Origin of the sequence: Haloglomus halophilum, assembly GCF_024298885.1 — an archaeon.
GTDB classification, from domain to species: domain Archaea; phylum Halobacteriota; class Halobacteria; order Halobacteriales; family Haloarculaceae; genus Haloglomus; species Haloglomus halophilum.
In genome coordinates, this window is record NZ_CP101166.1 from 515,298 (window position 1) to 541,979 (window position 26,682).

Annotated in this window: 26 protein-coding genes; 13 read left to right on the plus strand and 13 right to left on the minus strand. The window is 68.9% G+C overall.

Annotated elements, in window-relative coordinates; genetic code table 11:
• Positions 1–509 precede the first annotated feature (509 nt).
• Both NL114_RS02560 and gnd read right to left on the minus strand, forming a co-directional pair.
• Positions 510–1,097, minus strand: a complete 588-nt coding sequence (locus NL114_RS02560; protein WP_254823239.1) for a 2Fe-2S iron-sulfur cluster-binding protein — start codon at positions 1,095–1,097, stop codon at positions 510–512.
• Positions 1,098–1,191: 94 nt separating this feature from the next.
• Complete coding sequence (gene gnd, locus NL114_RS02565; RefSeq protein ID WP_254823240.1) at positions 1,192–2,100, minus strand: phosphogluconate dehydrogenase (NAD(+)-dependent, decarboxylating); 909 nt, start codon at positions 2,098–2,100, stop codon at positions 1,192–1,194.
• Between the two features lie 153 nt (positions 2,101–2,253).
• Here gnd and NL114_RS02570 point away from each other — a divergent pair, with 153 nt between their 5' ends.
• Entirely contained in the window at positions 2,254–3,738 is a 1,485-nt protein-coding gene (locus NL114_RS02570) for an alpha/beta hydrolase family protein (RefSeq protein WP_254823241.1), read from the plus strand.
• A 9-nt stretch (positions 3,739–3,747) separates the two neighbouring features.
• Here the strand turns inward: NL114_RS02570 and NL114_RS02575 are convergent, their stop codons facing one another.
• The 3 genes from NL114_RS02575 to NL114_RS02585 all read right to left on the minus strand — a co-directional run bounded on the left by NL114_RS02575 (position 3,748) and on the right by NL114_RS02585 (position 8,645).
• On the minus strand, positions 3,748–4,017 hold the full coding sequence (locus NL114_RS02575; protein ID WP_254823242.1) for a DUF7854 family protein: 270 nt from the start codon (positions 4,015–4,017) through the stop codon (positions 3,748–3,750).
• Between the two features lie 94 nt (positions 4,018–4,111).
• A complete protein-coding gene (locus tag NL114_RS02580) occupies positions 4,112–5,029 on the minus strand; it encodes a hypothetical protein (RefSeq protein ID WP_254823243.1) in 918 nt (305 codons plus the stop codon).
• Between the two features lie 124 nt (positions 5,030–5,153).
• Complete coding sequence (locus tag NL114_RS02585) at positions 5,154–8,645, minus strand: LAGLIDADG family homing endonuclease (RefSeq protein ID WP_254823244.1); 3,492 nt, start codon at positions 8,643–8,645, stop codon at positions 5,154–5,156.
• Positions 8,646–8,801: 156 nt separating this feature from the next.
• Between NL114_RS02585 and ligA the strand changes: the two genes are divergently transcribed.
• A complete protein-coding gene (gene ligA / locus NL114_RS02590; RefSeq protein WP_254823245.1) occupies positions 8,802–10,895 on the plus strand; it encodes an NAD-dependent DNA ligase LigA in 2,094 nt (697 codons plus the stop codon).
• A 442-nt stretch (positions 10,896–11,337) separates the two neighbouring features.
• Here the strand turns inward: ligA and NL114_RS02595 are convergent, their stop codons facing one another.
• Positions 11,338–11,625 carry a DUF5789 family protein gene (locus tag NL114_RS02595; RefSeq protein WP_254823246.1) on the minus strand — a complete coding sequence of 96 codons (288 nt, stop codon included), beginning with the start codon at positions 11,623–11,625 and terminating at the stop codon, positions 11,338–11,340.
• Between the two features lie 153 nt (positions 11,626–11,778).
• Between NL114_RS02595 and NL114_RS02600 the strand changes: the two genes are divergently transcribed.
• Complete coding sequence (locus tag NL114_RS02600) at positions 11,779–12,558, plus strand: PHP domain-containing protein (RefSeq protein ID WP_254823247.1); 780 nt, start codon at positions 11,779–11,781, stop codon at positions 12,556–12,558.
• A 33-nt stretch (positions 12,559–12,591) separates the two neighbouring features.
• Positions 12,592–12,750 (plus strand): DUF6757 family protein, encoded by a 159-nt coding sequence (locus NL114_RS02605; protein ID WP_254823248.1) that lies wholly within the window; start codon positions 12,592–12,594, stop codon positions 12,748–12,750.
• Between the two features lie 10 nt (positions 12,751–12,760).
• Here the strand turns inward: NL114_RS02605 and NL114_RS02610 are convergent, their stop codons facing one another.
• The 3 genes from NL114_RS02610 to larB all read right to left on the minus strand — a co-directional run bounded on the left by NL114_RS02610 (position 12,761) and on the right by larB (position 14,147).
• The gene (locus NL114_RS02610) at positions 12,761–13,039 is read right to left on the minus strand and encodes a GIY-YIG nuclease family protein (RefSeq protein WP_254824764.1); all 279 of its coding nucleotides are present in this window, start codon (positions 13,037–13,039) and stop codon (positions 12,761–12,763) included.
• A gap of 63 nt (positions 13,040–13,102) precedes the next feature.
• Complete coding sequence (locus tag NL114_RS21805) at positions 13,103–13,258, minus strand: DUF7563 family protein (protein ID WP_434084106.1); 156 nt, start codon at positions 13,256–13,258, stop codon at positions 13,103–13,105.
• Between the two features lie 115 nt (positions 13,259–13,373).
• Positions 13,374–14,147, minus strand: a complete 774-nt coding sequence (gene larB, locus NL114_RS02615) for a nickel pincer cofactor biosynthesis protein LarB (protein WP_254823249.1) — start codon at positions 14,145–14,147, stop codon at positions 13,374–13,376.
• Between the two features lie 209 nt (positions 14,148–14,356).
• Here larB and NL114_RS02620 point away from each other — a divergent pair, with 209 nt between their 5' ends.
• Positions 14,357–14,524, plus strand: a complete 168-nt coding sequence (locus NL114_RS02620; protein WP_254823250.1) for a DUF1931 family protein — start codon at positions 14,357–14,359, stop codon at positions 14,522–14,524.
• A gap of 72 nt (positions 14,525–14,596) precedes the next feature.
• Here the strand turns inward: NL114_RS02620 and rpiA are convergent, their stop codons facing one another.
• Positions 14,597–15,328 carry a ribose-5-phosphate isomerase RpiA gene (gene rpiA, locus NL114_RS02625; protein WP_254823251.1) on the minus strand — a complete coding sequence of 244 codons (732 nt, stop codon included), beginning with the start codon at positions 15,326–15,328 and terminating at the stop codon, positions 14,597–14,599.
• A 105-nt stretch (positions 15,329–15,433) separates the two neighbouring features.
• On the opposite strand from rpiA, the gene NL114_RS02630 reads away from it, so the two are divergent.
• Positions 15,434–15,634, plus strand: a complete 201-nt coding sequence (locus NL114_RS02630) for a hypothetical protein (RefSeq protein ID WP_254823252.1) — start codon at positions 15,434–15,436, stop codon at positions 15,632–15,634.
• A gap of 63 nt (positions 15,635–15,697) precedes the next feature.
• Positions 15,698–17,008 (plus strand): phosphoglucosamine mutase, encoded by a 1,311-nt coding sequence (glmM, locus tag NL114_RS02635; protein WP_254823253.1) that lies wholly within the window; start codon positions 15,698–15,700, stop codon positions 17,006–17,008.
• A 17-nt stretch (positions 17,009–17,025) separates the two neighbouring features.
• Here glmM and NL114_RS21810 read toward each other — a convergent pair whose 3' ends face one another.
• Complete coding sequence (locus NL114_RS21810) at positions 17,026–17,184, minus strand: DUF7563 family protein (protein WP_434084007.1); 159 nt, start codon at positions 17,182–17,184, stop codon at positions 17,026–17,028.
• A gap of 174 nt (positions 17,185–17,358) precedes the next feature.
• Here NL114_RS21810 and NL114_RS02640 point away from each other — a divergent pair, with 174 nt between their 5' ends.
• The 3 genes from NL114_RS02640 to uvrB all read left to right on the plus strand — a co-directional run bounded on the left by NL114_RS02640 (position 17,359) and on the right by uvrB (position 21,693).
• Positions 17,359–18,054 (plus strand): SDR family NAD(P)-dependent oxidoreductase, encoded by a 696-nt coding sequence (locus NL114_RS02640; protein WP_254823254.1) that lies wholly within the window; start codon positions 17,359–17,361, stop codon positions 18,052–18,054.
• A gap of 155 nt (positions 18,055–18,209) precedes the next feature.
• Positions 18,210–19,520 carry an MFS transporter gene (locus NL114_RS02645; protein WP_254823255.1) on the plus strand — a complete coding sequence of 437 codons (1,311 nt, stop codon included), beginning with the start codon at positions 18,210–18,212 and terminating at the stop codon, positions 19,518–19,520.
• A gap of 100 nt (positions 19,521–19,620) precedes the next feature.
• Positions 19,621–21,693: an excinuclease ABC subunit UvrB gene (gene uvrB / locus NL114_RS02650; RefSeq protein WP_254823256.1), complete on the plus strand. Its 2,073-nt coding sequence runs from the start codon at positions 19,621–19,623 to the stop codon at positions 21,691–21,693.
• A 7-nt stretch (positions 21,694–21,700) separates the two neighbouring features.
• On the opposite strand, the gene NL114_RS02655 is transcribed toward uvrB, so the two are convergent.
• Positions 21,701–24,025, minus strand: coding sequence for a receiver/sensor box histidine kinase (locus NL114_RS02655; protein WP_254823257.1), 2,325 nt, complete (start codon positions 24,023–24,025; stop codon positions 21,701–21,703).
• A gap of 124 nt (positions 24,026–24,149) precedes the next feature.
• Here NL114_RS02655 and NL114_RS02660 point away from each other — a divergent pair, with 124 nt between their 5' ends.
• Together NL114_RS02660 and NL114_RS21585 are read left to right on the plus strand one after the other, a co-directional pair.
• Positions 24,150–24,590, plus strand: a complete 441-nt coding sequence (locus tag NL114_RS02660) for an acyl-CoA thioesterase (RefSeq protein WP_254823258.1) — start codon at positions 24,150–24,152, stop codon at positions 24,588–24,590.
• A gap of 183 nt (positions 24,591–24,773) precedes the next feature.
• Complete coding sequence (locus NL114_RS21585; protein ID WP_286671094.1) at positions 24,774–24,908, plus strand: hypothetical protein; 135 nt, start codon at positions 24,774–24,776, stop codon at positions 24,906–24,908.
• A 30-nt stretch (positions 24,909–24,938) separates the two neighbouring features.
• Here the strand turns inward: NL114_RS21585 and NL114_RS02665 are convergent, their stop codons facing one another.
• Positions 24,939–25,778 (minus strand): sugar phosphate isomerase/epimerase family protein, encoded by an 840-nt coding sequence (locus tag NL114_RS02665; RefSeq protein WP_254823259.1) that lies wholly within the window; start codon positions 25,776–25,778, stop codon positions 24,939–24,941.
• A gap of 184 nt (positions 25,779–25,962) precedes the next feature.
• Here NL114_RS02665 and NL114_RS02670 point away from each other — a divergent pair, with 184 nt between their 5' ends.
• Entirely contained in the window at positions 25,963–26,682 is a 720-nt protein-coding gene (locus NL114_RS02670; protein WP_254823260.1) for a DUF5806 family protein, read from the plus strand.

Below are 26,682 nucleotides of genomic sequence, written 5' to 3' on the forward strand. Positions count from 1 at the left end.
AACAGCAACGCTACCACCTACGAAGCCCTCGCGCTCTCGACCGGTTGCGGCTCGTTGCGCCCCTCGCGCTCGCTTCGCTCGCGCTGCGGTGCTTACGTCGCCTCACCGGGTCGAGACCGCTCGCCCTTCGAGTCCGCCAGGAACGTGGATAGTGGCACGACGCTGTGACCCTGCCCTTCCCCAGGTCGCGGGGGTTCGCGGGCGCGCCGCGAACCACCCGCTCCCGGCCGGCGAGCGGTTGCTCGGCGAGCCGGTTCCGGGACCAGGAAGCGCGCGGGCGCGCTCGGCGAAGCACGACGACGCAAGCACTGCACCGAGCGACCATCGGGAGCGAGGGAAGCGCGCAGCGAGGCGCGCGAGCCGAGCGCGTGAGGGCTTCGGAGATGGCTCAATCACGCCCGATAGAATTTCCGCAGCCAGGTTGAATAGAAATGCGGCAGTTTATGCCTTAATAGCGACAATGAGAGGCGAGAAACTCTAGTTCGGTGGAAAAAGGAATATTTCGGAATTTACGGCGTCTCGCCGGTCTCGAGCGAGAGGTCGTCGGTGGGGTAGGCCACGCAGGTGAGCGTGTAGCCGTCGTCCAGCTCCTCCTGACCCAGCATCTCGTTGTTGGAGTGGATGATGAAGTCGTCCGTGGCGCCGTCGGTGATGTGGCCCGCACAGGAGACACACTGGCCCTCGCGGCAGGCGTAGGGGAGGTCCCAGCCCTCGTCCTCGCCGGCCTCGAGCAGCGTCTCGTTCTCCTTGACCTCGACCGTCTCACCCTCCTTGACGTACTCGACCTCGAACACGTCGGCCTCGTCGTCCGGGATGACCGACGGGTCGTCGGAGGGGTCGACCTCCTCCTCCTCGTCGCCGAGTTCGCCAGCAGCCTCACCCTCGGCGCCGCCGACGGCGGCGACCGCGCCGCCGCCGCCGATGGAGCGGTTCATCGGTTCCGCGAAGTCCGTCTCGGGCACCTGCGCGGCCCGCCGCTCGGTGACCTCCTGTGCGATGTCGTCGGGGATCGCCTTCTCCGTCCCCTTGGAGAAGTGAATGCCGACCACGAGGAGGGTCAGCGTCGCCCCCAGCGCGACGGCGAGTGCTTCGACCATACGCGCGGTTGGGAAAGGCGCTTCAAAGCCGTTGTGATTGCTCGCGCCACGTGTGCGGGATTCTCCCCCCTGCTGGACGCCGGCGCACGCGGGCTTACTCCGTCCGTGCGACCTCGTGCCGGCCGAAGCCGTACCGAAGCCGGTTCGCGAGCCGCCGCGAGAAGCGCCCCTCGCCGTCGCCCGTCGCCCGCGAGTTGAACCGCTCGGAGAGGGCCGCGTACACCAGCGGCATCGGCACCTCCTGCGCGAGTGCCTCCTGCACCGTCCACGTCCCCGTCGACCCGCCCGCGACGTGGTCGGCCACGTCACCCAGGTCCGACCCCTCCTCGCGGAACGCCTCCTCGCACAGCTCCAGCAGCCACGACCGGATGACCGCACCGTTGTTCCACGTCCGCGCGACCGACTCCATGTCGAGGTCGTAGCGCCCCTCGTGGAGCAGTTCGAACCCCTCGCCGTACGCCTGCATCAGGGCGTACTCCACACCGTTGTGGACCATCTTCACGTAGTGGCCCGACCCCGACCGGCCCATCCGGTCGTGGCCCGCCGGACCGGTCGCCACCGCATCGAAGACGGGCGTCAGCTCGTCGTAGGCCCACGCCGGGCCGCCGACCATCAGCGAGAAGCCGAGTTCGGCCCCGGCGGGACCGCCCGACGTGCCACAGTCCAGGTACGCCGCCTCCGTCGCCTCCGCGCGGCGCACGGAGTCCTCGAAATGGGAGTTCCCCCCGTCGACGACGACGTCCTCGCCATCGAGGTGCGGTTCGAGGTCGTCCAGCGCGGCGTCCACCGCGTCGCCAGCGGGCACCATCAGCCAGACTCGCTTTGCCTCGCCGAGTCGCTCGGCGAGGTCCGCGACCGATTCGGCCGGCACCGCGCCGGCGTCGGCCGCGTCCGCCACCGCCTCGGGGTCCACGTCGAACGCGACCACGTCGTGTCCCGCGTCGAGTACCCTGTCGACCACGATACGCCCCATCCGACCGAGTCCGATGACGCCGAGTTCCATGCCCGGAGTGGCAGGGGCGCGCTACTGAGGGTTGTGGTGTTCGGGCGCGACCGGACGATGACGCGGACACGACCGCCGAACGTCCCATCGGCAATATAAACACCCCGCTACGCACGCCAGCAACGTCACGGGGGGATGGCCACATCCCCGTCCATGGACGGACAGGGTCGATCCGACGAGGCGAGCGACGAGGGGGGACTCTCGCGGCGGAGCGTACTCCGAGCCGCGGGCGCGACGGCAACGGGTGCCGTCACGGTCGCCGGGACGGCGAGCGCGGCGGACGTGGGAGCCGACAGCACGGCCACCGGCAGCGACGACCCGGCGTACCCCTCGGCCGCGTGGTTCCAGCGCGAGCAGGCCAACTACGCGAAGACACAGGAGGCACCGCGCGAGCAGGCCGGGGACCCCGCGTTCCAGCAGCACCTGCAGACACAGAGCGCGCGCAACGCGGTCGACTTCCGCCAGCGGACGGTCGCGGAGCCACGCTGGAACAGCGAGGGCAACCTCTGCAAGGAGTACGCCGAGCAGTGTACCGGCGACCCGTTCAGCTATCCCGCGAACACGACCGCCGGCGAGAGCCACACGTACGACGGTATCGAGCGCCAGCGCGTCGCCTTCCACGATTCGGGGCTGGACAGCGACCCCGGCGGCGCCCGCCTCACCGGCTGGGTCTGGGCGCCCGCCGACAGCGACCCCGGCGACGACCTCCCCGGCGTCGTCATCACCAACGGTTCCGTACAGGCCTCCCAGACGCTGTACTGGTGGTTCGCGGACACGCTCGCCCGGAACGGCTACGTGGTGATGACCTACGACCCGCGCGGCCAGGGGCGCTCGGACACGGCGACGCCCGACGGGACACTGGGCACGAACGCCAACTCGACCGTCTTCGTCACGAACCAGGTCGACGCCATCGACCTCCTCCGCTCGACGCCCGAGAACCGCTACCCACACAATACCGAGGCTCCCCACGCGGTGCCCGCCCCCATCGCGGAGTTCAACCCCTTCCACGACCGGCTGGACCGCTCGCGACTCGGCATCGTCGGCCACTCGCTGGGCGCGACCGGCGTCAGCGTCGTCCAGGGCATCCCGGACGAGAAGTGGCCCGGTGCCATCGACGACGCTAACCCCGTCGATGCCGCGGTGGCGTGGGACAACCTCGCGGCGCCCGGCGAGTCGCTCGCGGGCTTCGAGGTCCGGCCCCGCGTCCCCGCGATGGGCCAGTCGGCGGACTACGGGCTCACCCCACAGCCGAAGACGGAGCCACCGAACGAGGACGCGAAGGTGACCGCCCAGGCAGCCTGGAGCGAGGCCGGCGTCGACACCTACCAGGTGAACGTCCGTGGCGGCACCCACTACGAGTGGTCGCTCATCCCCACCTTCCCGACCACCTCCTGGGACTTTGGCAACCCGATGGCCGACCACTACTCGCTCGCGTGGCTCGACCGCTATCTCAAGCATCCCGGAGAAGAGGGGTTCCACGGCGCCGACGACCGGCTGCTGGCCGACGACCGCTGGCGCGACCGCCTCTCCTTTTACTACCGCTCGGCACGCGACTTCACGACACGAAACCAGCAGGTCAGAGACTGTCCCGACATCAAGGCCGGCTGTGACGGCCCCACGCCCCCCGGACAGGACTGAACCCGCCCGTCAGTCCAACCGGTCGACCCCGAGGTCACCCTCGATGTCGCCCAGCCGCCGGGCCCGGGCGCGGGCGTCGGCGGGGTCGCTCGCCACGACCACGACCTCGGCGTCGTCCCCGGTGACGCGGTAGGGGGCCGTGCCGTCGGTCTCGAACTGGGTCGCGTACGTCCGGACCGTCCCCCGAACGCGGCGCTCCAGCGTCGACAGGTCGCACTCGCCGTTCTCGAACTCGCGGAGCGCGTCCTCGACGTTCCGGAGCGCGGAGATGCGGTCCATGGATTCACGTATCGGTGGATGGGCCACTTACCGATTCTGTTCGTCTCGAGAACTGGCGCCCCTCCTGGAGCCGGAAAACTCCGTGGCCTGCCCCTCAGAGTTCGTCGCCACGCCGCCAACCGTCGGGCCACGCAACCTCCGCATCGGGTCCCTCGACAGCGTCCTCGCCACCGTCGGCTGTGTCCATCATGGTATCTCCACTCTCCTCGGTGGCACCCGTCTCCGCCGGAGCGTCGCGACGGCCGATACACTCGCCCGGCGTCGCGCGTCCCAGCGTCTCCTCGGGGTCCAGCACGTCCGGGACGGGGACCCCCGGACCGCCATCCGCCCGTTCCGAACCGTCGGCATCGGCGCCCGAGACAGGACCGGCCGCCAGCCCCGGGACGCCTTCGGCGACAGCGTGGCTCTCGGGGACCATTATCGGTGGATGGCGCGTGCCGGGGCCAGACTGTGGGAGCGACAGCGACGCGACCGGCACTGCGAGCGAGGCGTCACAGACACGGATGTCGGGGTCGCCACCGCCGGGCGGTCGGACAGGCGGGAGGCCGGGAGCGTCGGGGAGCTGATTCCCGAGACTGGGCGCGACCGGGAGGCGGTCACGGAGACGGGCACGCCCCGAAAGGCCACCCCGGATGTCACGGACGGTCGGCACCCGGTCCCGCCACGACCGGTCACTGATGTCGGCGAGACTGGGTGGGGCATCGCTGCGGAATCGATAGTACTGGACCGACACGACGAGCCCCATGGTGAGGAACGTGACCGAGAGACTCACGAGCCCCCACGCGACGCTCCGGGGCAGTCCGAGGAGGACGTGTAACTGGGAGAGCGCGGGCGGCCGGACCAGCACCGGCAACTGCTGGGTGAGTCCGACCAGCCGCCGCCAGCCGCCCAGCGCGATGCCCAGATAGACCGAGAAGTAGGTGACGACCCCGACGCGCTTCAGCCGGTCACCGTCGACCATCGACCGGACGGCCGCGAATCGGTCGCAGTCACCACCGAGAAGCCGGGTCACTCGTGTGTCCCTCCCGGCCCCGTGACGCGGCGAGCGGACGACCGGCTCGTGTTCGTCATGGCCGTCGTCTGGGAGGCGCCGGAACTTGCTTATGCTCGCCGTAACCGGCGACCCGCTGCGCCGGTCACGTCGTCCGGAGATGCCCCTGCGACGGCTCGTACACCTCACCGCGCTGTTTCAGCTTCTCGATCTCGTGCTCGGCCTTGTCGCGGTCGGTCCCGTTCTCGACGGCCATCTCCAGCACCTCGTCGTACGGGGCCCCCTCCTCGTACTCGTCCTCCAGTTCCTGGATGATCGCCTTCAGGCCCTTGATGCGGTCGCGCTGGCTCTTCGAGTGGCCCGCCTCGATCATGTCCGCGTCGAACTCGTTGGTCTCGGGGTCCATCCCCACGTCCTCCAGCGACTTGCGGACGATGTCGATGACGCGGTCGGCGTCCTGCTGCTCGACGGTGTCAGAGAGCCGGACCCGGGCGCTCGCCTCCGCGAGCCGCACCAGCGCCTCCAGCTTCCGGGCCGTGACGGGCACGGGCGCGTCCTCCCCCTCGCCATGCGAGCGCAGGTCCACGTAGAACTCCTCGATGGCGCTCCGGGCCTCGTCGGTCATCGTCGGGTAACAGGAACGCTTCGCGTGCGCGACGTACTTGCGCAGGAGGTGTGCGTCGATGGCCGGCTCCACGTCCTCCGTGGCGGTCGCCACCTCCTCCTCCGAGACGTTCGCCGTCGGCACGTTCTGGCGGTGGGTGTGCAACTCGCCGGCGTAGTTCGTGTCGATTATGTGCCGGGCCAGCTTCCGGTCCTCTTCCTCGTCGGGCTTGTCGGTGATGGTGAAGATGAGGTCGAACCGGGAGATGAGCGCCGGCTCCAGGTCGATCTGCTCGGAGATGGACTCGTACTCGTCGAAGCGACCGTACTTGGGGTTCGCGGCGCCGAGCAGCGAGCAGCGAGACTTGAGAGTGGCATTTATTCCAGCCTTGGCTACGCTAATAGATTGCTGCTCTAGCGCCTCGTGCATGGCTGAACGGTCACCGGCGTCCATCTTGTCCAGCTCGTCGATGGCCGCGATACCCTTGTCCGCAAGGACGAGTGCGCCAGCTTCGAGGGACCACTGATCACCTTCGCCGAAGTCGTCTCTCACCGCTGTTGCTGTTAAACCTGCCGCAGAACTGCCTTTTCCTGAAGTATAAACCGAACGTGGTGCGATATTCTTGACATACTGGAGGAGTTGTGAGTTGTGTGAGACGACCCCGTTCGAGAGGTAGTTGTGTGTCCCCTCAACTTCGAGGTCATACACCCACTCCTCGGCTGGCTCTACGGCGTTGATCGACTCGATACGGTCCCAAGAGAGGTCGTCACTCGCCAGCGCGGAGAGCGCTCCCAGTTCTGCTTCGATATCGGTACCACCATCGGCGACGGCAGCAGCCCCCTCGGCAGACTCGAAGGAATCCAGAACAGTTCGTAGGCTCGCTCTGCTCGGATTCCGGTCACCACGCTCGTAATGCTGGTAGGTCGACCGAGGGAGCCCACAATCGGCCTGTGTGAGTCCCAGCCCCTCTCGAACGCTCCGGAGTCGTTCACCTGCGACAGGAACGACATCACGATTGGGGTTCGACGAGCCGCCAGTCATCTCCTCTGCGGCAGCGCGCTTGCGGCCGGTGACGAAGCCGATCTGGGACACGTAACGGTCGAAATCGTCACCGCTGATACGAAGCCGGTAGCTCCCGTTCTCACGCCCATGGAGTTGCGATTCGATGCCGAACGAGAGCAGCAGGCTGCGAACGTCCTCCAGTAGCGAACGACTCATCGAGGCGGTGACCACCGACCGCTGCTTCGGTGAGATGGTCCCCTCGCCATCGATGTAGGCACGGAGGAAGGCTCGGGTTACTGGGCTCGTCGCTCGGTGGATCGGTTCCGGGACTCGCTGTTCAGCGGAGTTCTTGAGCAGAGCCGGGTCGAGTCCCCCCAGGAAACTCACCAGTTCGCTGGACGAGCAAACGATTTCGTTCGCATCCTTGCCCTTGTGGGGGGTTCGTTCGGTGGGATTGAGGCCGAGTCGTTCGAGCGCCTGCCGAACATCATCGAGGATCTCCCGGTCGTTGTTCGTGACGTACAGCGTTCCACTTCCTGAATCGTGGTCCTGTATGTGTCCTTCTGCAACGATGTAGCCAAGAAGCCGTGCAAACCACGGTTGCAGTTCTTCCGGCGGGTCGAGTCTGACAGCGTTGTTCGCTCGCGACCGGCGGTAGGAGACATCCAGTTCGTCGTGTCCCGCGGTTTCGAGGGAAGCGGGAGTCGCGACGAACTCTCCTTCGGTCAGGTCGTCGGCGATAACGGCCTCGACATCCCCGTCCTGGGCGACGAACAGCGGGTGTGACGGCGTCACCGTCAGTTCCCGACCGCTCTCGGTCGTGAGCTCGTACATCCGCTCTGGTGCCTCCCGCTTCCAGACCTTCGTTGCCCGCCGTGTCCCCAGAGAACCATCGGAGGCCATCGACGGTACCTCGATATCGACATCGTCCCAGACCCCGTCATCGACCGGCTTCGGGTCGTCGAGGTTCGACTCTACGAGGTCCCGAATCCGAGGCTCGGAGCCGTCCGAGAGAGTCACTCTCGTATCGCCGTCGAGGCACTTTCCCGTCCCCGGATCGCCTATCAGGAGCATATGCAGGTCACCCCGAATCCGCGAATTGTCGGGGAGTCGCTTCGTCACGCCGGAGAACAGCTGGAAGATGATGGCCTTCTTGTGGGTCTCGTAGCCCCAGATGGAGGGCGCCATCGACGCGACCATCTTCTCGTAGATGTCGGGGTCGTTGGAGAGTCCGATGATCTCCTGTTTGTCCTCCTCGGTGATGTCCATCTCCTCGAACTCCTCGTCCTCGACCTCGACGGAGACGCCCTGCATGTACTTCTCGAACATCAGGGACTTCTCCTGCTGGTTGCCCTGCTGTTCGAGCCGGAGGATACCCGTGACCCGAACGTGGTCGCCCGCCGTGACCTCGCCGGTGATGTCGTCCTCGATGTTGACGTCGATGGCCTCGGGCGTCTGCCCGCCGCGCAGGCCCTCGGGCGACTCCTGGACCCGCAGCGTCTGGGCGTCGACGAACTCGGACTGCTCGAAGTTGATGTTGAACGGCCCCTGTCGTTCGCAGCCCTCGCACTGGTGGGGTTCGGTGAAACCCGCGTGCTGGGGGATGTACGAGAGGGTGCCACAGCGCTGGCACTCGAAGGCCGCCTCGCGGAGTTTGGGGCGGACGCTGGTGGCCTTGTTGACGGTCCCCTGCACGGAGATGAGGTTGCCGTGGTGGCGCTCGCGGATGTCCCGGATGCCGGTCGACTCCCCGAGGTTGGTCATCCGGACGTGGGCGTTGCCCAGCTTCACGTCCGCCGGCAGGTCGTACAGTCGCAATGCCTCCTCGGCGTAGTCCTGCATCTGGCCGGGCTGGGCCTGGTAGTCCTCGGCCATGTCGCGGTCGAACCGGTAGAGGTCCTGCCAGTCGAGGTAGAGTGACTTCCGGTCGTTGGGGTAGGCCTGGGCCAGCTGGCCGATGTCGTCGGCACAGTAGGTCCGGTAGAACTCCAGGAACCGGTCGATGATCTCGGTGTTGTCCGGGCGGTCCATCGGATTAGGGTGGGTTGTGCGCCACCGGGTAAGAAGTTTCGCGATGCAGGGCGGAAGTGGTCGTGGGGAGCCACTGTCGAGCGGTTTCGCCGAACGGCCGTCGACGTGAATCCCGGTGAGCCGGGTTTTTCCCGGGGGGAATCGTAGCGGCGTCCAATGAGCGACGCCGCGCAGGCAGCCGACGACAATCCCTACCTTCGGGACCCACCGACCGACTTCGAGCCGGTCGAGGAGCTCGATCCCGAGACGGCACGCGAGCAGACCGCGCAGCTTCGTGAGGCCGTTCGGTTCCACGACCGGCGCTACTACATCGATGCCGACCCTGCTATCGACGACCGGACGTACGACCTGCTGTTCGACCGACTGGAGCGACTCGAGACCGCGTTCGACCTCGACACGACGAACTCGCCGACGAACCGCATCGGGGGGGAGCCGCTCGACGAACTGGAGACAGTCGAACACGTGGCACCGATGCTCTCCATCGACTCCTCGGGCGACCCCGACGAGGTCCGGGAGTTCGACCGCCGAGTCCGGGACCGACTGGCCGACTCGGACGCCGAGGCCGACATCGCCTACGTCTGCGAGCCGAAGTTCGACGGCATCTCCGTCGAGCTCGTCTACGAGGACGGCGTTCTCGAACGCGCGGCCACACGGGGCGACGGGTACGAGGGGGATGATATCACCGCCAACGTCCGGACGGTCGGCTCCATCCCGCAGCGCCTGCGCGGGGACGCGCCGGCGTACCTCGCCGTCCGGGGTGAGCTGTTCATGCCGCGGGAGCCGTTCTCGGCCTACAACTCCGAGCGGGTCGCCGAAGGGAAGGAGCCGTTCGCGAACCCGCGCAACGCCGTGGCGGGGACCGTCCGGCAGCTGGACCCGTCGACGGTCGCCGAGCGCCCGCTCGACTGCTTCTTCTTCGATGTCCTCGAATCGAGCGCCGACTTCGAGACGCACACGGAGCAGGTCCGGCGGCTCCCGGAGTGGGGACTGAAGACGAGCGCGAAGGTCGAGCACGTCGACGATATCGAGGCCGCACTCGACTACCGCGACCGACTGCTCGCCGAGCGCGACGACCTCTCCTACGAGGTGGACGGGACCGTCATCAAGCTCGACGACCTGGCCGCGTGCGAGGTGCTGGGAGCCACGTCGCGGGCGCCGCGCTGGGCGTTCGCCTACAAGTTCCCCGCACGGACCGAGGAGACGACCGTCCGCCAGATCGCCGTCCAGGTCGGTCGGACGGGGCGACTGACGCCGGTCGCGATGCTCGACCCCGTCGAGGTCGGTGGCGTCACCGTCTCGCGGGCGACGCTCCACAACCCCGACCAGATCGCCGATCTGGGCGTCGATGTGGGCGACCGCGTCCGCATCCAGCGCGCGGGCGACGTCATCCCGTACGTCGAGGAGGTGACGGAGTCCTCGTCGGCGGGGCACTTCGAGTTCCCCGACCACTGTCCCGCGTGTGACAGCGCCGTCGAGCGCGACGGCCCGAACGCGTTCTGCACCGGTGGCGTCGCGTGCCCGGCACAGCTCCAGCGCGCGGTGGAGCATTACGCCGCCCGGGCCGGGCTGGACATCGAGGGACTCGGCGAGAAGATGGTCGCACAGCTCATCGACGAGGGGCTCGTCGAGGGCATCCCGGACCTGTACGACCTCACGGTCGAGGAACTGGCCGAGCTGGAGGGCTGGGGTGAGACGAGTGCCGAGAACCTCGTCAGGGAACTCGAAGCCGCCAAAGAGCCGCCGCTGGCCGACTTCCTCGCCGCTATCGGCGTTCCGGAGGTCGGCAAGACCACCGCCACGAACCTCGCACGCCACTTCGGCACGCTCGATGCGGTGATAGACGCTTCCGAGGAGGAACTCGAGGCCGTCGACGACGTGGGCCCCATCGTCGCCGAGGAGATCCACGAGTTCTTCCGGAGCGAGCGGAACCGCGCGGTGGTCGAGGCGCTCCGGGAGCGCGGCGTCGAGCCACAGGAAGCCGAGACCGAGACCGGGGACGAACTCGACGGCCTCACCTTCGTGTTCACGGGCTCGCTCGATGGCTACACCAGAGGCGAGGCTCAGGACCTCGTCGAGCGCCACGGTGGCAACGCCACCAGCAGCGTCTCCGGGAACACGGACTACCTCGTGGCCGGCTCGAATCCGGGCGCCAGCAAGCAGGACGACGCCGAGGCCAACGACGTCCCCATCGTCGACCAGGAGCGGTTCGAGGAACTCCTCGCCGAGCGCGGCGTCGAGATGAAGGAGTGACCCGGAAGGGGCGAACAGGCAGGTCCTCCGGCACGCGAGGCGACGGACCGCACGCTTCCCGCGGCCCGGCCGGTTCCGGCCCACGCTCGGGGCTCGCGCCCCATCTGCCCGCCTCGCGGTGGCTCGTCAGGTCACGGGGGCGCTGGTCGCGTTCTCGTACTTGAACCTGAGGTCGGGGAGGAATTCGTAGCAGACAACAAACCCGATACGATTCGAGTTCAGATACAATACTCGACGTAGCACCTCAGGCCACCATATATCATAGCATATGGAAATCGATTGAGTATGTCTCTGCATCCGCGCGAGCGCAGCGAGCGCGGTTCTCCGGCCGGAGCGCGCGAAGCGCGCGGAGGCCGGCTTTTTTGGTGCAGATTTTTTGCGCGAGTGGTGCCGCAGGCGCGGCGAAGCCGCGCCGAGGACACCCGAGCGCAAAAAAGGTGCGTTAGAAGGAAACCTGCTCGTGCCCGTTCTCGCCCAGTCCGGGGGCGTCGCGGTCCGAGTAGCCGACGCGGCCGACGGCGGACTCCGAGAGCGCGGAGTAGGCGGTGAGGCGGACCTCCTCGGCGTCCTCGAACGTCTGCTCCCCGAGCCGCTGGATGGCGTCGCCGAACGTCTCCGTCCCGTCGGCGAGCTCCAGCTCCAGCTCCCCGTACGCCTCGACCAGTTCCTCGGTCGTCGCGGGGTAGGAGTGGGCGTCGATCTTCTCGTCCACGTCGTTCATGAAGCGCATCGTACCTCCATTCCAGCCCGAGACCTTCATAAATGTTCTCTACAGACGACCCCACCAATCTACAAGGAAGATAATGACATACTAGGCCACGATGCGTGTGATCACCCCACACGCCAAGCGGGGACTTTTGGGTCGCCCCACCGGACCCGCCGTATGGTCGTCGCGGACCTCCACGCGCACACGACGAACTCGGACGGGGAGATGACGCTGGACGAGGTCCCGGCAGCCGCCCGTCGGGCCGGCGTCGAGGTGGTCGCGGTGACGGACCACGACCGACTCCATCCCGGACTGGACGCCCCCGTAACCGAGCGCGACGGCGTGACCGTCGTCCACGGCATCGAGCTCCGGGTCGAGAGTCCCGCCGGACGCGTCGATCTACTCGGGTACGGGGTCCGCGAGACGCCGGCGCTGTCCGACCTCGTCGGTCACCTCCAGCGCGACCGCGTCGAGCGCGGCCGGGCGATGGTCGAGCGGGTCGAGGACCACCTGAGCGTGGACCTCGACGTGACCGTCGAGCCGGGATTCGGTCGCCCGGATGTCGCCAGGGCGGTCGCCGCGGCCACGGAGTACGAGTTCGGTGAGGTGTTCGAGCAGCTCATCGGCGAGGACCAGCCATGCTACGTCGCGCGCGACATCCCGACGTTCGAGACCGGCCGGGAGGTACTGGCCGGCGCCTGCGCGCTGGTCGGCCTCGCACACCCCTTCCGGTACGAGGACCCGGCGGCCGCACTCGAGTTGACGGCGGCCCTCGACGCGGTAGAGCGGTACTACCCCTACGGGTTCGACCCGGAGGTCTCGGCCGTGGAGGCGGCGATGGAGGCGAACGACCTGCTGGCGACCGGCGGCAGCGACGCGCACGACCATCGGCTCGGCCGGTCCGGGCTGGAGCGGTCGGAGTGGGAGCGGGTTCGGGCCCGGTTGCCGGACCCGTAGCACTGAAACGGACAGCCACCTCAATGCCGGTATATGCAGTGCCACTACTGCGACGGGGACGCCGCTCTGGCCGTCGAGAAAGACGGCATCAAGGTCGGGCTCTGCGAGGACCACTTCCAGGAGCGCCTGGAGGAGCTCTCCGAGTCCGGCTTCCTGGAGGACATCCAGGAGGACCTCGATATCGACCGGTGAGCCGTCGCGGTCAGCCTTCCTCGGCCGTCTCGCCATCCACGCCCGTCTCGCGCTCGGCCAGCGCCGCCTTCGAGTCGTGCGAAAGCTGCTTGAGTTCGTACTCGCGCGACATCGCGGCCGACCGGTCCGGGAACGCCTCCAGATGGACCAGTTCCACGGGCGTCCGACCGCGGGTGTACTTCGCACCCTCCCCAGCGTCGTGCTCGGCGACGCGGCGCTCCGGGTCCGTCGTGTAACCGGCGTAGAACGTGCCGTCGGCACAGCGGAGCAGGTAGGCGTAGTGGCTCACGGGTCGACGTTGCACCGATAAGATGAGGGCACCCTGTGGTTACTGCACGATTCCACGGCCCGCTCAGGACCGTGTTTCGTGTGCGCGCTCCCTCGATACCTCGGCGATACCCGCGTTCGCCGAACAGTTCGGACACGCGTGGATAGCCCCGCGTTCGTCGGCGAACACGCGCGCGAACCGGTCCGAGACGTGCGCGTCGCAGTGGTCGCACCTTGGCATGCTGGTGACCGACTCGGGCAGGGGCCCCTCGCCGGTGCCACAGCGTACGTGGCCGATGCGTAAAACTCCCCCGACAGGTAGTGACACACCACCCAACCGCGAGCCGGCGTGGCGGTCACTCGGACTCCTCCCGGGCGGCACTGACGGTCCGGGCGACCAGGCCGGCCTGCGATCCCGCGGTGAACCCCGCACCGATGTTGACGACCGTCAGTGGCGTACAGGACTGGAGCATGCCCGATAGGGCGGCCTGCCCCACCCCACCGTGGCCGTAGCCGGTTCCGACCGGGAGCCCGATGACGGGTGCGTCGACCAGCCCCGCGACGACCGTGGGGAGCGCCCCCTCGCGCCCGGCGGCGACGACGAGCACGTCCGGCTCCCGGACCGCCGGGAGCGCGTCGAGCAGGCGGTCGATGCTGGCGACGCCGACATCCTCGACGAGCCGGATCTCGGCCCCCATCTCGCGGGCGACCGTGACCGCCTCGCGCGCCGGCTGGGCGTCGGACGTGCCGGCGGTCACGACGCCCACGCTCGCCGACAGCGAGGGTGGTTCGTAGTCGGGGGCGTGGACGACGACCGTCCGCCCGCGCTCGTCCCAGGCGACGGTCGCGTCCGGTTCCTCGGCCGCGAGGACCTTCCGGACCGCGGTCGCGTCCTCGGTATCGGCCCGCGTCACGAGCGCGTGGCCGGTCGTCTCGACGGCGGCGGCCGCGAGTGCCGCCACCTCGGGCGGCGTCTTCCCCTCGGCGAGAATCCCCTCGGGGATGCCGGTCCGTCGCTCACGGGCGGCGTCGAACCGCCCGGCGTCGAGCGTGGTGTAGCCGCGGAGTTCGGCCTCGGCGGTCGCCGGGCTCGTCTCACCGCGGGCGACCCGTTCGAGCAAGTCGCGCATACCCGGCCTCTGCGCGCGCGAGCGGACGTGCCTGTCGGTTCCGCCCCGCCAGTACCCGACCGAGGCGACCTGTAGCCGCAAAGAATATATAAAACCCACTTGGACCGTAACGGTTCGGCGTTTCAGAGGCCCCAAAACGGGCGATAGAAGCGGCGAAACCACCCGGCTTCAGTCACTATTATAAAGGGTGCCTGTCAACGGGAGTTCGTATGGCAGACCTGATCGTCAAGGCCGCTGTGAAGGACGCACTGGACGACATGAACGTTGCTTCGGACTTCTACGACGCGCTCGACGAGGAGGTCGAGGAGCTCCTCGAGGACGCCTCCCGCCGAGCCGACGCCAACGACCGGAAGACGGTCCAGCCGCGCGACCTGTAAACCGGTTCGACCCTCCCGATTCTTTGCCCACTCCACCCCGGAGCCGTGCGTCTCGCAGTCGTCGGGGCAGCCTCAGAACTCGTAGACGGCCGTGTCGTCGCCCATCCCCACGTGAAGTTCCTCGGCCAGGTCGACGAAGAGGCCGTGGGCGACCACGCCCGGTACCGCGTCGAGTCGTGTTGCGAGGTCCCCGGCCGCCTCGATGGGCCCGAAGTCACAGTCCAGCACGAGGTTCCCGTTGTCCGTCACGACCGGGCCGTCCTTGCGCTCGGCGGCACGGAGGGTCGGTTCGCCGCCGATGTCGACCACCCGTTCACGAACCGTCGGCGTCGCGTCGGACAGGACCTCGACCGGGACGGGGTGGTCGGGCGCCGACGCGAGTTTCGACTCGTCCACGACGACCAGCAACCGGTCGGCCGCCGCGTCGACGACCTTCTCGCGTGCGTGCGCGGCACCGCCGCCCTTGACGAGGACGGCCCCGTCGGCGTCGCTGAATCCGTCGGCAGTGGCGTCCCCCCCGCCGAGCGGCGCGGCCTGGTCGGCGCCGTCGATGGCCACGTCGGGCGTGGCGTCCTCCAGCGTCGTCAGCGGGATGCCGACCTCGCGGGCGAGCGCCCGGGACTGGTAGGAGGTCGGGATGCCCCACACGTCGAGACCACCGTCGACGGCCCGCCCGAGCGCCCGGATGGCGTGGGCGGCCGTGCTCCCCGTGCCGAGGCCGACGACCTCGCCGTCGCTGACCCGGTCGGCAGCGGATTCGCCGGCCCGGCGCTTGGCCGCTGTCGTCCCGTCGTTCGACTTCATGCGCGTGGCGTCTCGGTCGCGGGTATAGAAGCCACCGACAGCGTGTGGGGGATATCGACGCGGACCCGCGACAGGTTCGAGTCGCTCCCGGGCGAAAGACGGACCATGCCTGCCTGCACCTACTGCGACGCGCCGGTCGAGAACCACGACCCGGTCTGTGTCTGCGAGTGCGACGACGGGACCGGCACCAGCATCGACGCGAGATTCTGCAACTACGCCTGTCTGGTCCAGCACGTCGAGGAGGCGGGGCTCACCCTCGGTTCGAGTTGCGAGTGGTCGCCCGGCAGCGCCGGTGATTGCTGTTGAATCCGGGCGGAAGCGGACTGTAGGCCGAGCATATTTTTACCGCGTCCGGCCGGGTCTCCAGCCATGTTCGGAACCAGCGGTGTGCGTGGGCCTGTCGGCGAGGACGTGACCGCCGAACTCGCGCTTCGCGTCGGGCGCGCGCTCGGCGACCGCGACCGCGTCGTCGTCGGACGGGATCCCCGTAACTCGGGACGGCTCCTCGTGGATGCGCTCGCGGCCGGCTGCCGGGAGTGTGGCGTCGAGGTCGTCGACCTCGGCGTGGCCGCGACCCCCACGGTGGGCCGGGCGGTCGCGTGGGAGGACGCCGACGCCGGCGTCGCCATCACGGCCTCGCACAACCCCGCACCCGACAACGGCATCAAGCTCTGGCAGCCCTCCGGGCAGGCGTTCGACGGACCCCTGCGCGAGGAGATCGAGGCGCGCGTCCGCGCCGACGACCCCGACCTCGAGGCGTGGGACGGCCTCGGCGACCGGCGCGCTGCGGACGCGACCGACCGCCACGTCGCCGCACTGGTCGACACCGTCGAGGACTGCGAGCGCTCGGTCGTCCTCGACGTGGGCAACGGCGCCGGCGGCGTCACGGCCGGCGCGCTCGTCGGCCTCGGCTGCCACGTCGAGACGCTCAACGCTCAGCCCGACGGCTCGTTCCCCGGCCGCCCATCGGAGCCGACGCCCGAGAACTGCGAGAGCCTCGCGACGCTCGTGCGGGAGGGCGAGGCCGACCTGGGCATCGCCCACGACGGCGACGCCGACCGGATGCGGGCGGTGGCGGGCGACGGCGAGTTCCTCTCCGGCGACACGCTGCTGGCGGTGCTGGCGGCGGACGCCGCCGAGTCGGGGGACAGCGTGGCCGTCCCCGTCGACACGAGCCTCGCTGTCGAGGACTTCCTCGCCGAGCGCGGCGTGGAGACGGTCCGGACGCCCGTGGGCGACGTCTACGTCGCGGCCGCCGCGGCCGAGGACGGCGTCACGTTCGGCGGCGAGCCCTCGGGCGCATGGATATGGCCCGAGGAGACGCTCTGTCCCGACGGCCCGCTCGCGGCCTGCCGGCTGGCCGCACTCGACGCCGAGCGACCGCTGGCCGAGCGCGCGGCCGAGGTGCCGACCTACCCCATCCGCCGCGAGAACATCGAGACCGAGGCGAAGGCGGCGGTCATGGAGCGGGTTCGGGAGACTGTCACCGCGGAGTACGACGCCGCCGACGTGTCGACGCTGGACGGTGTCCGCGTCGACCGGGACGACGGCTGGTTCCTGCTCCGCGCCAGCGGGACCCAGCCGCTCGTCCGCGTGACCGCCGAGGCACGCGACCCCGAGCGGGCCGACGCACTCCGGGAGACAGCGCTATCGCTGGTCGACACTGCACGCAGTGAGTAGGGGGCCGCAGGATCAGGTCAGGTTCGTCGGGTCGAGCGCGCCTCTCGTACGTCCGCGCCGTCACGGATCTTATCCTCACACCGGGGGCAGACACGGGGGCTTTCGACACCGTTCGGTGTGAAGACCCGAGCGTATGCTGCCGTTACGAACGAAGAACAGTTCTGACACTCCGGCATACACGTGTACGATAGGCTGGGTTTCACATAATGATACTGTGTGAAACTATACCACGATTTCGAGCTGGAACTTGAACGTTCCGGCAAGGGAAGGCAGTTCCGTCATATTGCTGTGTCCAGCCGACGACACGCGACCGGCCAAGAGCTAAGCATCGGGCGGCCGAGTTCGTCCCCGTGACACACACCACCGTCATCGCCGGGTTCGGGCCCGGGCTCGGCGAGTCGCTTGCCCGCCGGTTCGCGGCGGAGGGCTGTGAGGTCGCGCTGCTCGCGCGCAGCGCCGGCTACATCGACGAACTCGCCATCGACCTCGACGGCAGCACCGCTGGCGAGGCGCTCGCGGTCCCGACCGACATCAGCGACCGCGACGCCGTCGTCGAGGCGTTCGGTGCCGTCCGCGAGGCGTTCGGCGACGTGGACGTCCTCGTGAACCACGCGTCCGCGGCCGCGTGTGACGGCCTCCTCGATGCGGACCCCGAGGAGTTCCGCCGCGCGCTCGGCGTCAACGTCGAGGGGGCCTTCCACTGCTCGCAGGAAGCCGTCGCGGACATGGTCGACGGCGACGGCGGGACCGTCATCTTCACCGGCGCGACGACCTCGGTGCGCGGGCGCGAGGGCGCGGTCGGCTTCTCGGCCGCGAAGTTCGGCGCCCGCGGGCTGGCCGAGTCGATGGCCCGGGAGCTGGGACCCGAGGGCGTCCACGTCGCCCACGTCGTGCTCGACGGGATGATTCGGCCCCCCGGCGCGGACGACGACGAGCAGTACCTCGACCCCGACGCCATCGCCGAGGAGTACTGGCGGCTCGTCCAGCAGGACCGCTCGGCGTGGACGCTGGAGCTGGACCTCCGGCCACACGTCGAGGAGTTCTGATAAAACCCGACATTGTCAAGGGGCGGTGCTATGCTCGACTACTTCGTCAGGGAGGGACGGATGCGACACAGGCGACAGCACGGTGCCGGAGCTGTATCATCCCCGGGCCGGACATCGACGGGTTATTCAAAATCAGCAGACACAACGCAGTCACCGTGAGTCTCCTCGATGACCCCGAACGCCGCCGGTGGCTCGTCTTCGCCGTCCTCGCCGGCGCGTTCCTGCTGGTCAACGTCCACCGCCTCTCGACCGCCGTCCTCGCCGACCCGCTCGCACGGTCGTTCGACACGACGGCCGCCGAACTCGGAACGCTGCACGCGGCGTTCTTCTACGTCTACGCACCGCTCCAGGTCGTCGCGGGCGTCCTCGCCGACCGCGCGGGCATCCGCTGGACCGCCGCCATCGGCACCGTCGTGATGAGCGTCGGCGGCGTGCTGTTCGCGCTGGCGCCGTTCTTCCCGGCCGCGTTCGCCGCGCGCCTGCTCGTCGGCCTCGGTGGGAGCGTCGTCTTCATCGCGACGCTGCGGTTCTGCGCCAACTGGTTCCGACCGGACGAGTTCGCCACGATGTCCGGCGTCACCGTCGCCATCGCCGGCCTCGGCGGCATCGTCGCCACGACGCCGCTCGCACTGCTGGTCGAGCGGACGGGCTGGCGACAGGCGATGCTCGGCCTGGGCCTCGTCGGACTGGTCGTCGGCGCCATCGTCGCGGTCGCCGCGCGGGACTCGCCGGCCGACGCGGGCCTCCCGGCCATCCAGGGCGTCCCGTCGGCCGAGACACTCTCGCTGTCGGGCGTCCTCACGAACGCGAAGCGCGTCCTGGGTGGCGCCGACACCTGGCTCGTCGGCATCGTCCTCTTCTGTGAGATCGGGGTCAACCTCACCGTCATCGGACTGTGGGGCGTTCCCTACATGGTCCAGAACTACCCCGGCGTGGGCGTCACGGAGGCTTCGACGTACGCGCTCGCGGGCAGCGTCGGCCTCCTGCTCGGCCCGCCGCTCATCGGCCGCCTCTCGGACCGGCTGGAGCGCCGGACGGCCCTGATGGTCGTCGGCGGGGTCATCTACACCGCCGCGTTCGGCATCCTCGCACTGGGCACACCCCCGAAGTTCGTCGTCGGCATCGTGCTGTTCACGGCGGGCGCGCTCGGCGGCGCGTTCGCGCTGGGCTACGCCGTCGTCAAGGAACAGCACAGCGCCGCCGCCTCCGGCGTCGCCACCGGGACCGTCAACGCCATCGGCTTCTCCGGCGCGGCCGTCTTCCCGGTCGCGATGGGGGTCATCCTCGACGCCTACTGGACCGGCGAGACGGTCGCCGGCGCGCGCGTCTACACGGAGTTCGGCTACCAGGTCGCGTTCGGCCTGGCGACGCTCGCAGGGGTGGTGGCGCTGGCCTGCGCGCTCGCGCTCCACCGGCGCGTTGGCGCGCCCGCCGCGGCGCAGGACGCCGCCGCCGGCGACGACTGAGGGCCGGCAGCCCCCAGCCGCGTCCCGCGACCTCCGCGTCCCACGACCACTTCCACCGCGCGGGCGCGCCGCTCAAGTGCGCGCGCGCCCTGCCACGTGTATGAGCGATTCAGCGGGCGGCGCCCTCTCGCCCGACGAGCCCGAGGCCGAACGCCCGTTCCGGGTCGACGCCCCGTTCGACCCCGCCGGCGACCAGCCCGACGCCATCAAGGAACTCGTGGCGGGCTACGAGTCCGGCATGACGAAACAGACCCTGCTGGGTGTGACGGGGTCGGGCAAGACCAACACCGTCTCCTGGGTGGTCGAGGAACTCCAGCAGCCGACGCTGGTCATCGCCCACAACAAGACCCTCGCGGCCCAGCTGTACGAGGAGTTCCGCAACCTGTTCCCCGACAACGCCGTCGAGTACTTCGTCTCCTACTACGACTACTACCAGCCCGAGGCCTACGTCGAGGGGACGGACACCTACATCGACAAGGACGCCTCCATCAACGACGAGATCGACCGCTTGCGCCACTCCGCGACGCGCTCGCTCCTCACCCGGGACGACGTCATCGTCGTCGCCTCCGTCTCGGCCATCTACGGACTCGGTGACCCCGCCAACTACGTCGAGATGGCGATGCGCCTGGAGGAGGGCGACGAGATCGACCGCGACGAACTCCTGGCTCAGCTCGTCGACCTCAACTACGAGCGCAACGACGTCGACTTCACCAACGGCACCTTCCGCGTGCGCGGGGACACGGTCGAGGTGTTCCCGATGTACGGCCGCTACGCCGTTCGGGTGGAGTTCTGGGGTGACGAGGTCGACCGGCTCCAGAAGCTCGACCCGTTGGAGGGCGAGATCAAGAGCCAGGAGCCCGCGGTCCTGTTCCACCCGGCCGAGCACTACTCCATCCCCGAACAGCGCCTGGAGCGCGCCATCGAGGAGATCGAGGCCCTGCTGGAGGACCGCGTGCGCTACTTCGAGCGCCAGGGCGACCTCGTCGCGGCCCAGCGCATCGAGGAACGCACGACGTTCGACCTCGAGATGATGCGCGAGACGGGCTACTGCTCGGGCATCGAGAACTACTCGCTCCACCTGAGCGACCGTGAGGCCGGGGAGGCCCCCTACACCCTGCTCGACTACTTCCCCGACGACTTCCTCACCGTGGTCGACGAGTCACACCAGACGCTCCCGCAGATACGTGGGCAGCTCGCGGGCGACAAGGCCCGCAAGGAGTCGCTCGTGGACAACGGCTTCCGGCTCCCGACGGCGTACGACAATCGACCGCTCTCGTTCGAGGAGTTCCAGGAACGCACGGACCGCACGCTGTACGTGAGTGCGACGCCGGGCGACTACGAGCGCGAGCACTCGGAGCAGGTGGTCGAACAGATCGTCCGGCCCACCCACCTCGTCGACCCGAAGGTGACCGTCGAACCGGCCGAGGGGCAGGTCGAGAACCTGATGGACCGCATCGACGCCGTCCCCGAGGACGAGCGCGTTCTCGTGACGACGCTCACCAAGCGGATGGCCGAGGACCTCACGGAGTACCTGGAGGAGGCCGGCGTCGATGTCGCCTACATGCACGACGAGACGGACACGCTCGAACGCCACGAACTCGTCCGGTCGCTGCGACTGGGTGAGATCCAGGTCCTCGTCGGCATCAACCTGCTCCGCGAGGGGCTGGACATCCCGGAGGTGAGTCTGGTCGCCATCCTCGACGCCGACCAGGAGGGGTTCCTCCGCTCGGAGACCACGCTCGTCCAGACGATGGGGCGGGCGGCCCGGAACGTCAACGGCGAGGTGGTGCTGTACGCCGACGAGACGACGGACTCGATGCGGTCGGCCATCGAGGAGACCCAGCGTCGCCGCGAGATCCAGCAGCAGTTCAACGAGGAGCAGGGCCACACCCCCACCACCATCGAGAAGGAGGTCGGCGAGACGAACCTGCCCGGCGCGAAGACGGAGACGGACGGCGTCTCGGGGTACGAGGCCGACGACCCGGACGAGGCGCGCGAACTGATCGAGCGGCTGGAGCGCCGGATGCGCGAGGCCGCCGACAACCTCGAGTTCGAGCTGGCCGCGGACATCCGCGACCGCATCCGCGAACTGCGCGAGGCCTTCGAACTCGACGGCGACGACGGCGTCCCGCCGGAGGACGAGTCCATCCCGGCCCCGGACGAGGAGTTCTGAGGCCCGCCTACTCCAGTGACTCGACGCCGGTGAACTCGAAGCGGGCGCCGCCGGTCTCGCTCTCGGTCACAGCCACCGTCCAGCCGTGCGCGGCAGCGACGGTCTCGACGATGGTGAGGCCGAAGCCCGTCCCGCCGGTCTTCGTGGAGTACCCCTGGTCGAACACCGAATCGCGCTCCTCCGGGGGGATGCCGGGGCCGTCGTCGGCGACGTAGAAGCCGTCACCGTCTTCGAGGGGACCGACGGTGACGGACACGTCCGCCCCCGCGTGCTCGACCGCGTTCCGGTAGAGGTTCTCGAGGAGCTGGGCGAGCCGGTCGGGGTCGGCCGCGATGCGTGGCACCGCCGGATCGACGGCGAGCGTCGCGTGCGGCGTCTCGACGTTCCCCCACGCGCGTTCGGCCAGCGCCGACAGCTCGACGGGGCGGGGCTCACCGACCGCCTCCCCCTGCCGGGCCAGCGTCAGCAGGTCCTCGATGAGCCGCTCCATGCGGTCGGCGGCATCGGCGATGCGGTCGAGGTCGTCGCTCTCGACCTCCTCGGCAAGAAGGGCGACGCTCCCCTGGATGACGTTCAACGGGTTCCGGAGGTCGTGGCTCACGATGCTGGTGAAGGCATCGAGGCGCTCGTTCTCGCGCTCGAGCTGCTTGCGCTCGGTGATGTCGACGTAGAGCGCCAGCGAGCCGACGACCTCCCCGGTCTCTCCCTGCCGCGGCACGGCACGGAGCAGCGCGTCCACGCGATCGCCGTCGCTGGTGACCAGCTGCCGTTCCTCGTTGGTGAACTGGTCGGTCAGAGCCCGGTCGTACCCCCCCTGGTCGAGGAGTTCGTCCGCGGAGCCGTCCGTGTAGAACGCCGCGAGTGGACGGTCGAGGACCTCGTCGCGTTCGTAGCCCAGCGTGTCGAGGAAGAGCTGGTTGCAGGCGTCGACGACGGGCGTGCCGTCCTCGTTCCGGGTGAGTACGCCCATGACCGGCGCCTCCTCGAACAGGTCGCGGTACTGCTCGCGGAGTCGCTCGGTCAGCTCGACGCGGTTGATGGCGTGGGCCACGGTGGTCCCGAGTTCGTCGAACACCGAGAGTTCCCGCTCGCCGAACGCCGCCGGACGGTCGGCGTACACGTTCAGGACGCCGTACAGCGTCTCCTGATAGACGAGCGGTACCGCGGCGGCGGACTGGAACCCCCGCTCCCGTGCGGCCTCGCGCCACGGCTCGAAGTCGGGGGCCTCGAGGATGTCCTGGACGGCCTGTGGCTCGTGTGTGCGTGCCGCCCGGCCGGCGGGGCCCAGGCCCGTCTCGCTCCGGTCGACCGTGACCGTGATGTCGTCGAGATAGCCCTCGTCGACGCCCACCCAGGCCGCCGGGACGATGGTCGAGTCCTCGGTCACGTGCCCGACCCACGCGAACACGTACGGCTCGGAGTCGGCCAGCTGCTCACAGAGCACCTGTTCGATATCGTCCCTGCTCTCGGCCTGGACCACCGCCTGCGTCGTCTCGCGGAGCGTCCGGTTGATGCGGTTCAGTTCCGCAACCTCGGCTTTGCGCTGCTGGCGGTCGCTGGCGTCGCGGATGGTGGCGACGATCTCGGCGTGGTCGGCGATCTCCATCGGGCTGAGGCTGACATCGACCGGGAACTCCGTCCCGTCCTTGCGCCGACCGTACAGCTCCCGACCGGTTCCCATCGGTCGCCGCTCCGGGTCCGCCGTGTACGACTCGCGGTAGTCGACGTGGTCCTCGCGGTACCGCTCCGGGATGAGCGTCTCGACGGGTTCGCCCTCCAGCTCCGTCGCCTCGTAGCCGAACAGCCGCTCGACCTCCTCGTTGGCCCGCCGGATCCGCCCGTCGGTCCCGACGATGACGATACCGTCGGGAGCGGCGTCCATGTGCTTCGAGACACGCTCCTCGGCCCGGCGCTTCGCGACGGCGTTTCTCACCTGCCGGGCGAGCACCTCGTAGTGGTCCGTCCCGGTCTCCTTCTGGAGGTAGTTGGTGACGCCCGCGGAGATAGCCTCGCTGGCGAGGTCCTCGCTCCCCTTCCCCGTGAACAGGATGAACGGGATATCGGAGTTCCGCGCCCGGACCTGCTCCAGGAACTCGATGCCGTTCGTGCCCGGCATCTGGTAGTCCGAGACGACACAGTCGAACGACTCGTCGGCGAGTCGTTCGAGCCCCGCGTCCGCGTCGTGTTCCACGACGACATCGAGTGATTCGTCTGCCCGCTCGAGGAACCGCGACGTGATGTCGGCCACTCCCGGCTCGTCATCCACCAGCAGTACGCGTACGGCAGCGTCCCCGTCCGGACGAGCCTGGACTGTGGCCCCGTTGGCCGCCATTCTGTGCCCTGTACACCATCGGAGATAATATCAGTTGGCATCGAATCGAGCGGCGAGGGGGGCGACGGACCCCCGTGCATCGGAGAGGAGCGGCCTTTTACCCTCCACCGCCGAACCCGGAGCCATGCCCGACCTCGTCGACACGCGTATCCAGAACCGGTGGATGGTCCAGCCCAACCACGCGAACAACCTCGGCGCCGCCCACGGGGGGAACGTGCTGAAGTGGATGGACGAGGCCGGTGCGATGAGCGCCGTCCGTTTCTCCGGAGAGACCTGTGTCACCGCGCATATGGACGAGGTGAACTTCAAACAGCCCGTCCCCGTCGGGGAGACGGCGTTCATCGACGCCTACGTCTACGGCGCCGGCCGGACCAGCGTGAAGGTCCGCGCGCAGGTCTACCGCGAGGACCTCAAGAGCGGCCACCGGGAACTGACGACCAACTGCTACATGGTGTTCGTCGCCATCGACGAGCGCAACGAGCCGGTCCCAGTCCCGGACCTGACCGTCGCTACGGAGACGGGCGAACGCCTCCGCGAGGAAGCACTGGACGACGCACCCGAGTAGCATCGTAACACAGAAACGAACCCCTTTTCTGAGTTATATCCACATCCCACATTATAATCAGATATCAGAGGATCAGTGAGAGAGGTACGGCAGCAGTTGCGGCGTCTCCGTCGCACCCGAGTAGATATACTCCCGGGCGGAGTCGGGCACAGGCCTATCCGACGAACGCGCGTAACCGCGCGCATGACCGACACCGAATACACCGACATCCGCGAGTCGTACGCACCCCAACCGGAGGCGTGGAAGTACTGGTTCCTCCTCGCGGCGCTGGCCCTCGGGCCGCTGTACGCCCTGCTGCTGCCGGTACTGGTCGGCTGAGGGGGTATCCGTACCGACCTGCCCGCGTGACTACCGACCCAGCAACCGGTCGACATGCCGTTTTCCGAGCGCGATGGTCTCGTGGTCGCGCGTCCCGACCTCCAGCGTCGCGGTCCCCGACCACCCATCGAGCGCCGCGAACAGGCCCGCGAAGTCGATCTCGCCCATCCCGGCGGGGAGGTGCTCGTCGCTACCACCGCGGGTGTCCGAGAGGTGGAGGTGGTCGATGCGGCCCGCGTTGGCGGCGGCGTACGCGTCCGGTTCCACCGGCGGGTCCCCGAGCACGGCGTGTGCGGTGTCGAACGTCGTTCCGAGGTCGTCGGCCGCCCCGTCCTCGTCGAGGGTGGCAAGCAGGTCGTCGAACTCCGGCGCGACGAAGGGCCCGTGGATGACGTTCTCGGGCACCGGCGTGACGCCGCGCTCCCGTGCCGCCCTGACGACGCGTCGGGTCCCGTCGACGACGAACTCCCGGACCTCGGCGTCGGTCCAGCCGAGGTCCCACGCATCCGATGAGGGGTGGAAGACGGCCTTCTCGGCCCCGAGGTCGGCCGCCAGGTCGAGACAGGCCCGGCACTCGCGGACGGCTCCGTCCCGGACGGGACCGAACGGCGAGCCGAGGTCGAGCGAGAACGGGAGGTGAACGACGAGCGAGAGCCCGGTGTCGTCGAGGGCGTCCGCGAGAGGGTCACGCCAGGCATCGGCGCGGGAGCGAGCGTGTGGCCCGTCCAGCAGCACCTCCACGAGGTCGAACCCCTCGCTCGCGGCCCACTCGACCGTCGACCCCACGTCGCGGTGGGGGAGGGTGAACCCCAGGTCGAGGTCGACCGAGGCGTCGACCGGTTCCGGGTCAGGGTCAGGGCGGGTGAACACGGCGGGAGGTCGTCGGCCGCCGTGTTCAACCCCGTGGTCGGCGGGACGCTCCCGGCGACGCTCCCGACCGCGCCGGCGACAGGGACCGGGACGCCGGTCGTCGGTCGTCGGTCGTCGGTCGGTCGTCATCGGCCCGTCCGACACCGCCGACACCCCTTTGACCGGGACGCCCCCAGGCCACGGTATGACCGACGAGGCCGACGGACGACCGGAGGGGGAGCCGGACGTCGATGGGATGGGAACCGCGCCGACGCCCCGTGACCCCGGGGCGGCGGAGTCGGCAGTCCGACGGGTCGAGGCGGCCGACGACCCGACGACACCGATGGCGCCGGACGTGCCCGAGGACGTGCGCAAGTACGACCGCTTCAAGAAGATGGACGGCGCCACCTACGACCGTGCCAACGAGTTCCTCCGGGACCGGACCTACATCACGGCCCGGGAGTGGGCCATCGCGCGGTTGTGTGCGGACTTCCGGACGGAGACGGGCGTCGAGATGACGAAGATCGGCGAGAACCTGCCCCACCTCGTCCCGTTCATGACCGACACCTACTCGCCACAGGCCGTGAACCAGGCGCGGGCCTCGTTCAAGGAGAAGGTCCGCAAGTCCGGCGCCACCTTCCTCTACGGGGCGATGTGTGATTTCTACACCGCCGAGGAGCTGGACGAGCTGATGTACGAGGTGACCGAGGTGGCGAAGTTCCTGCTGGAGGTCGAGGGCGTCGAGCTGACCGTCGAGGAGGAACTCGCCGCGGAGGACCGCATCGGCGACGTGATGCGTGAGGTCCGCGAGTCCTCGGCGGCGCTCCGGCACGACCACGTCACCTGTCCGGAGTGTGGTCACGAGATCGACTCCGCCGACGCCGGCCACGAGAGCGACCACGAGCCGGCCAGCGCGGACGACTGA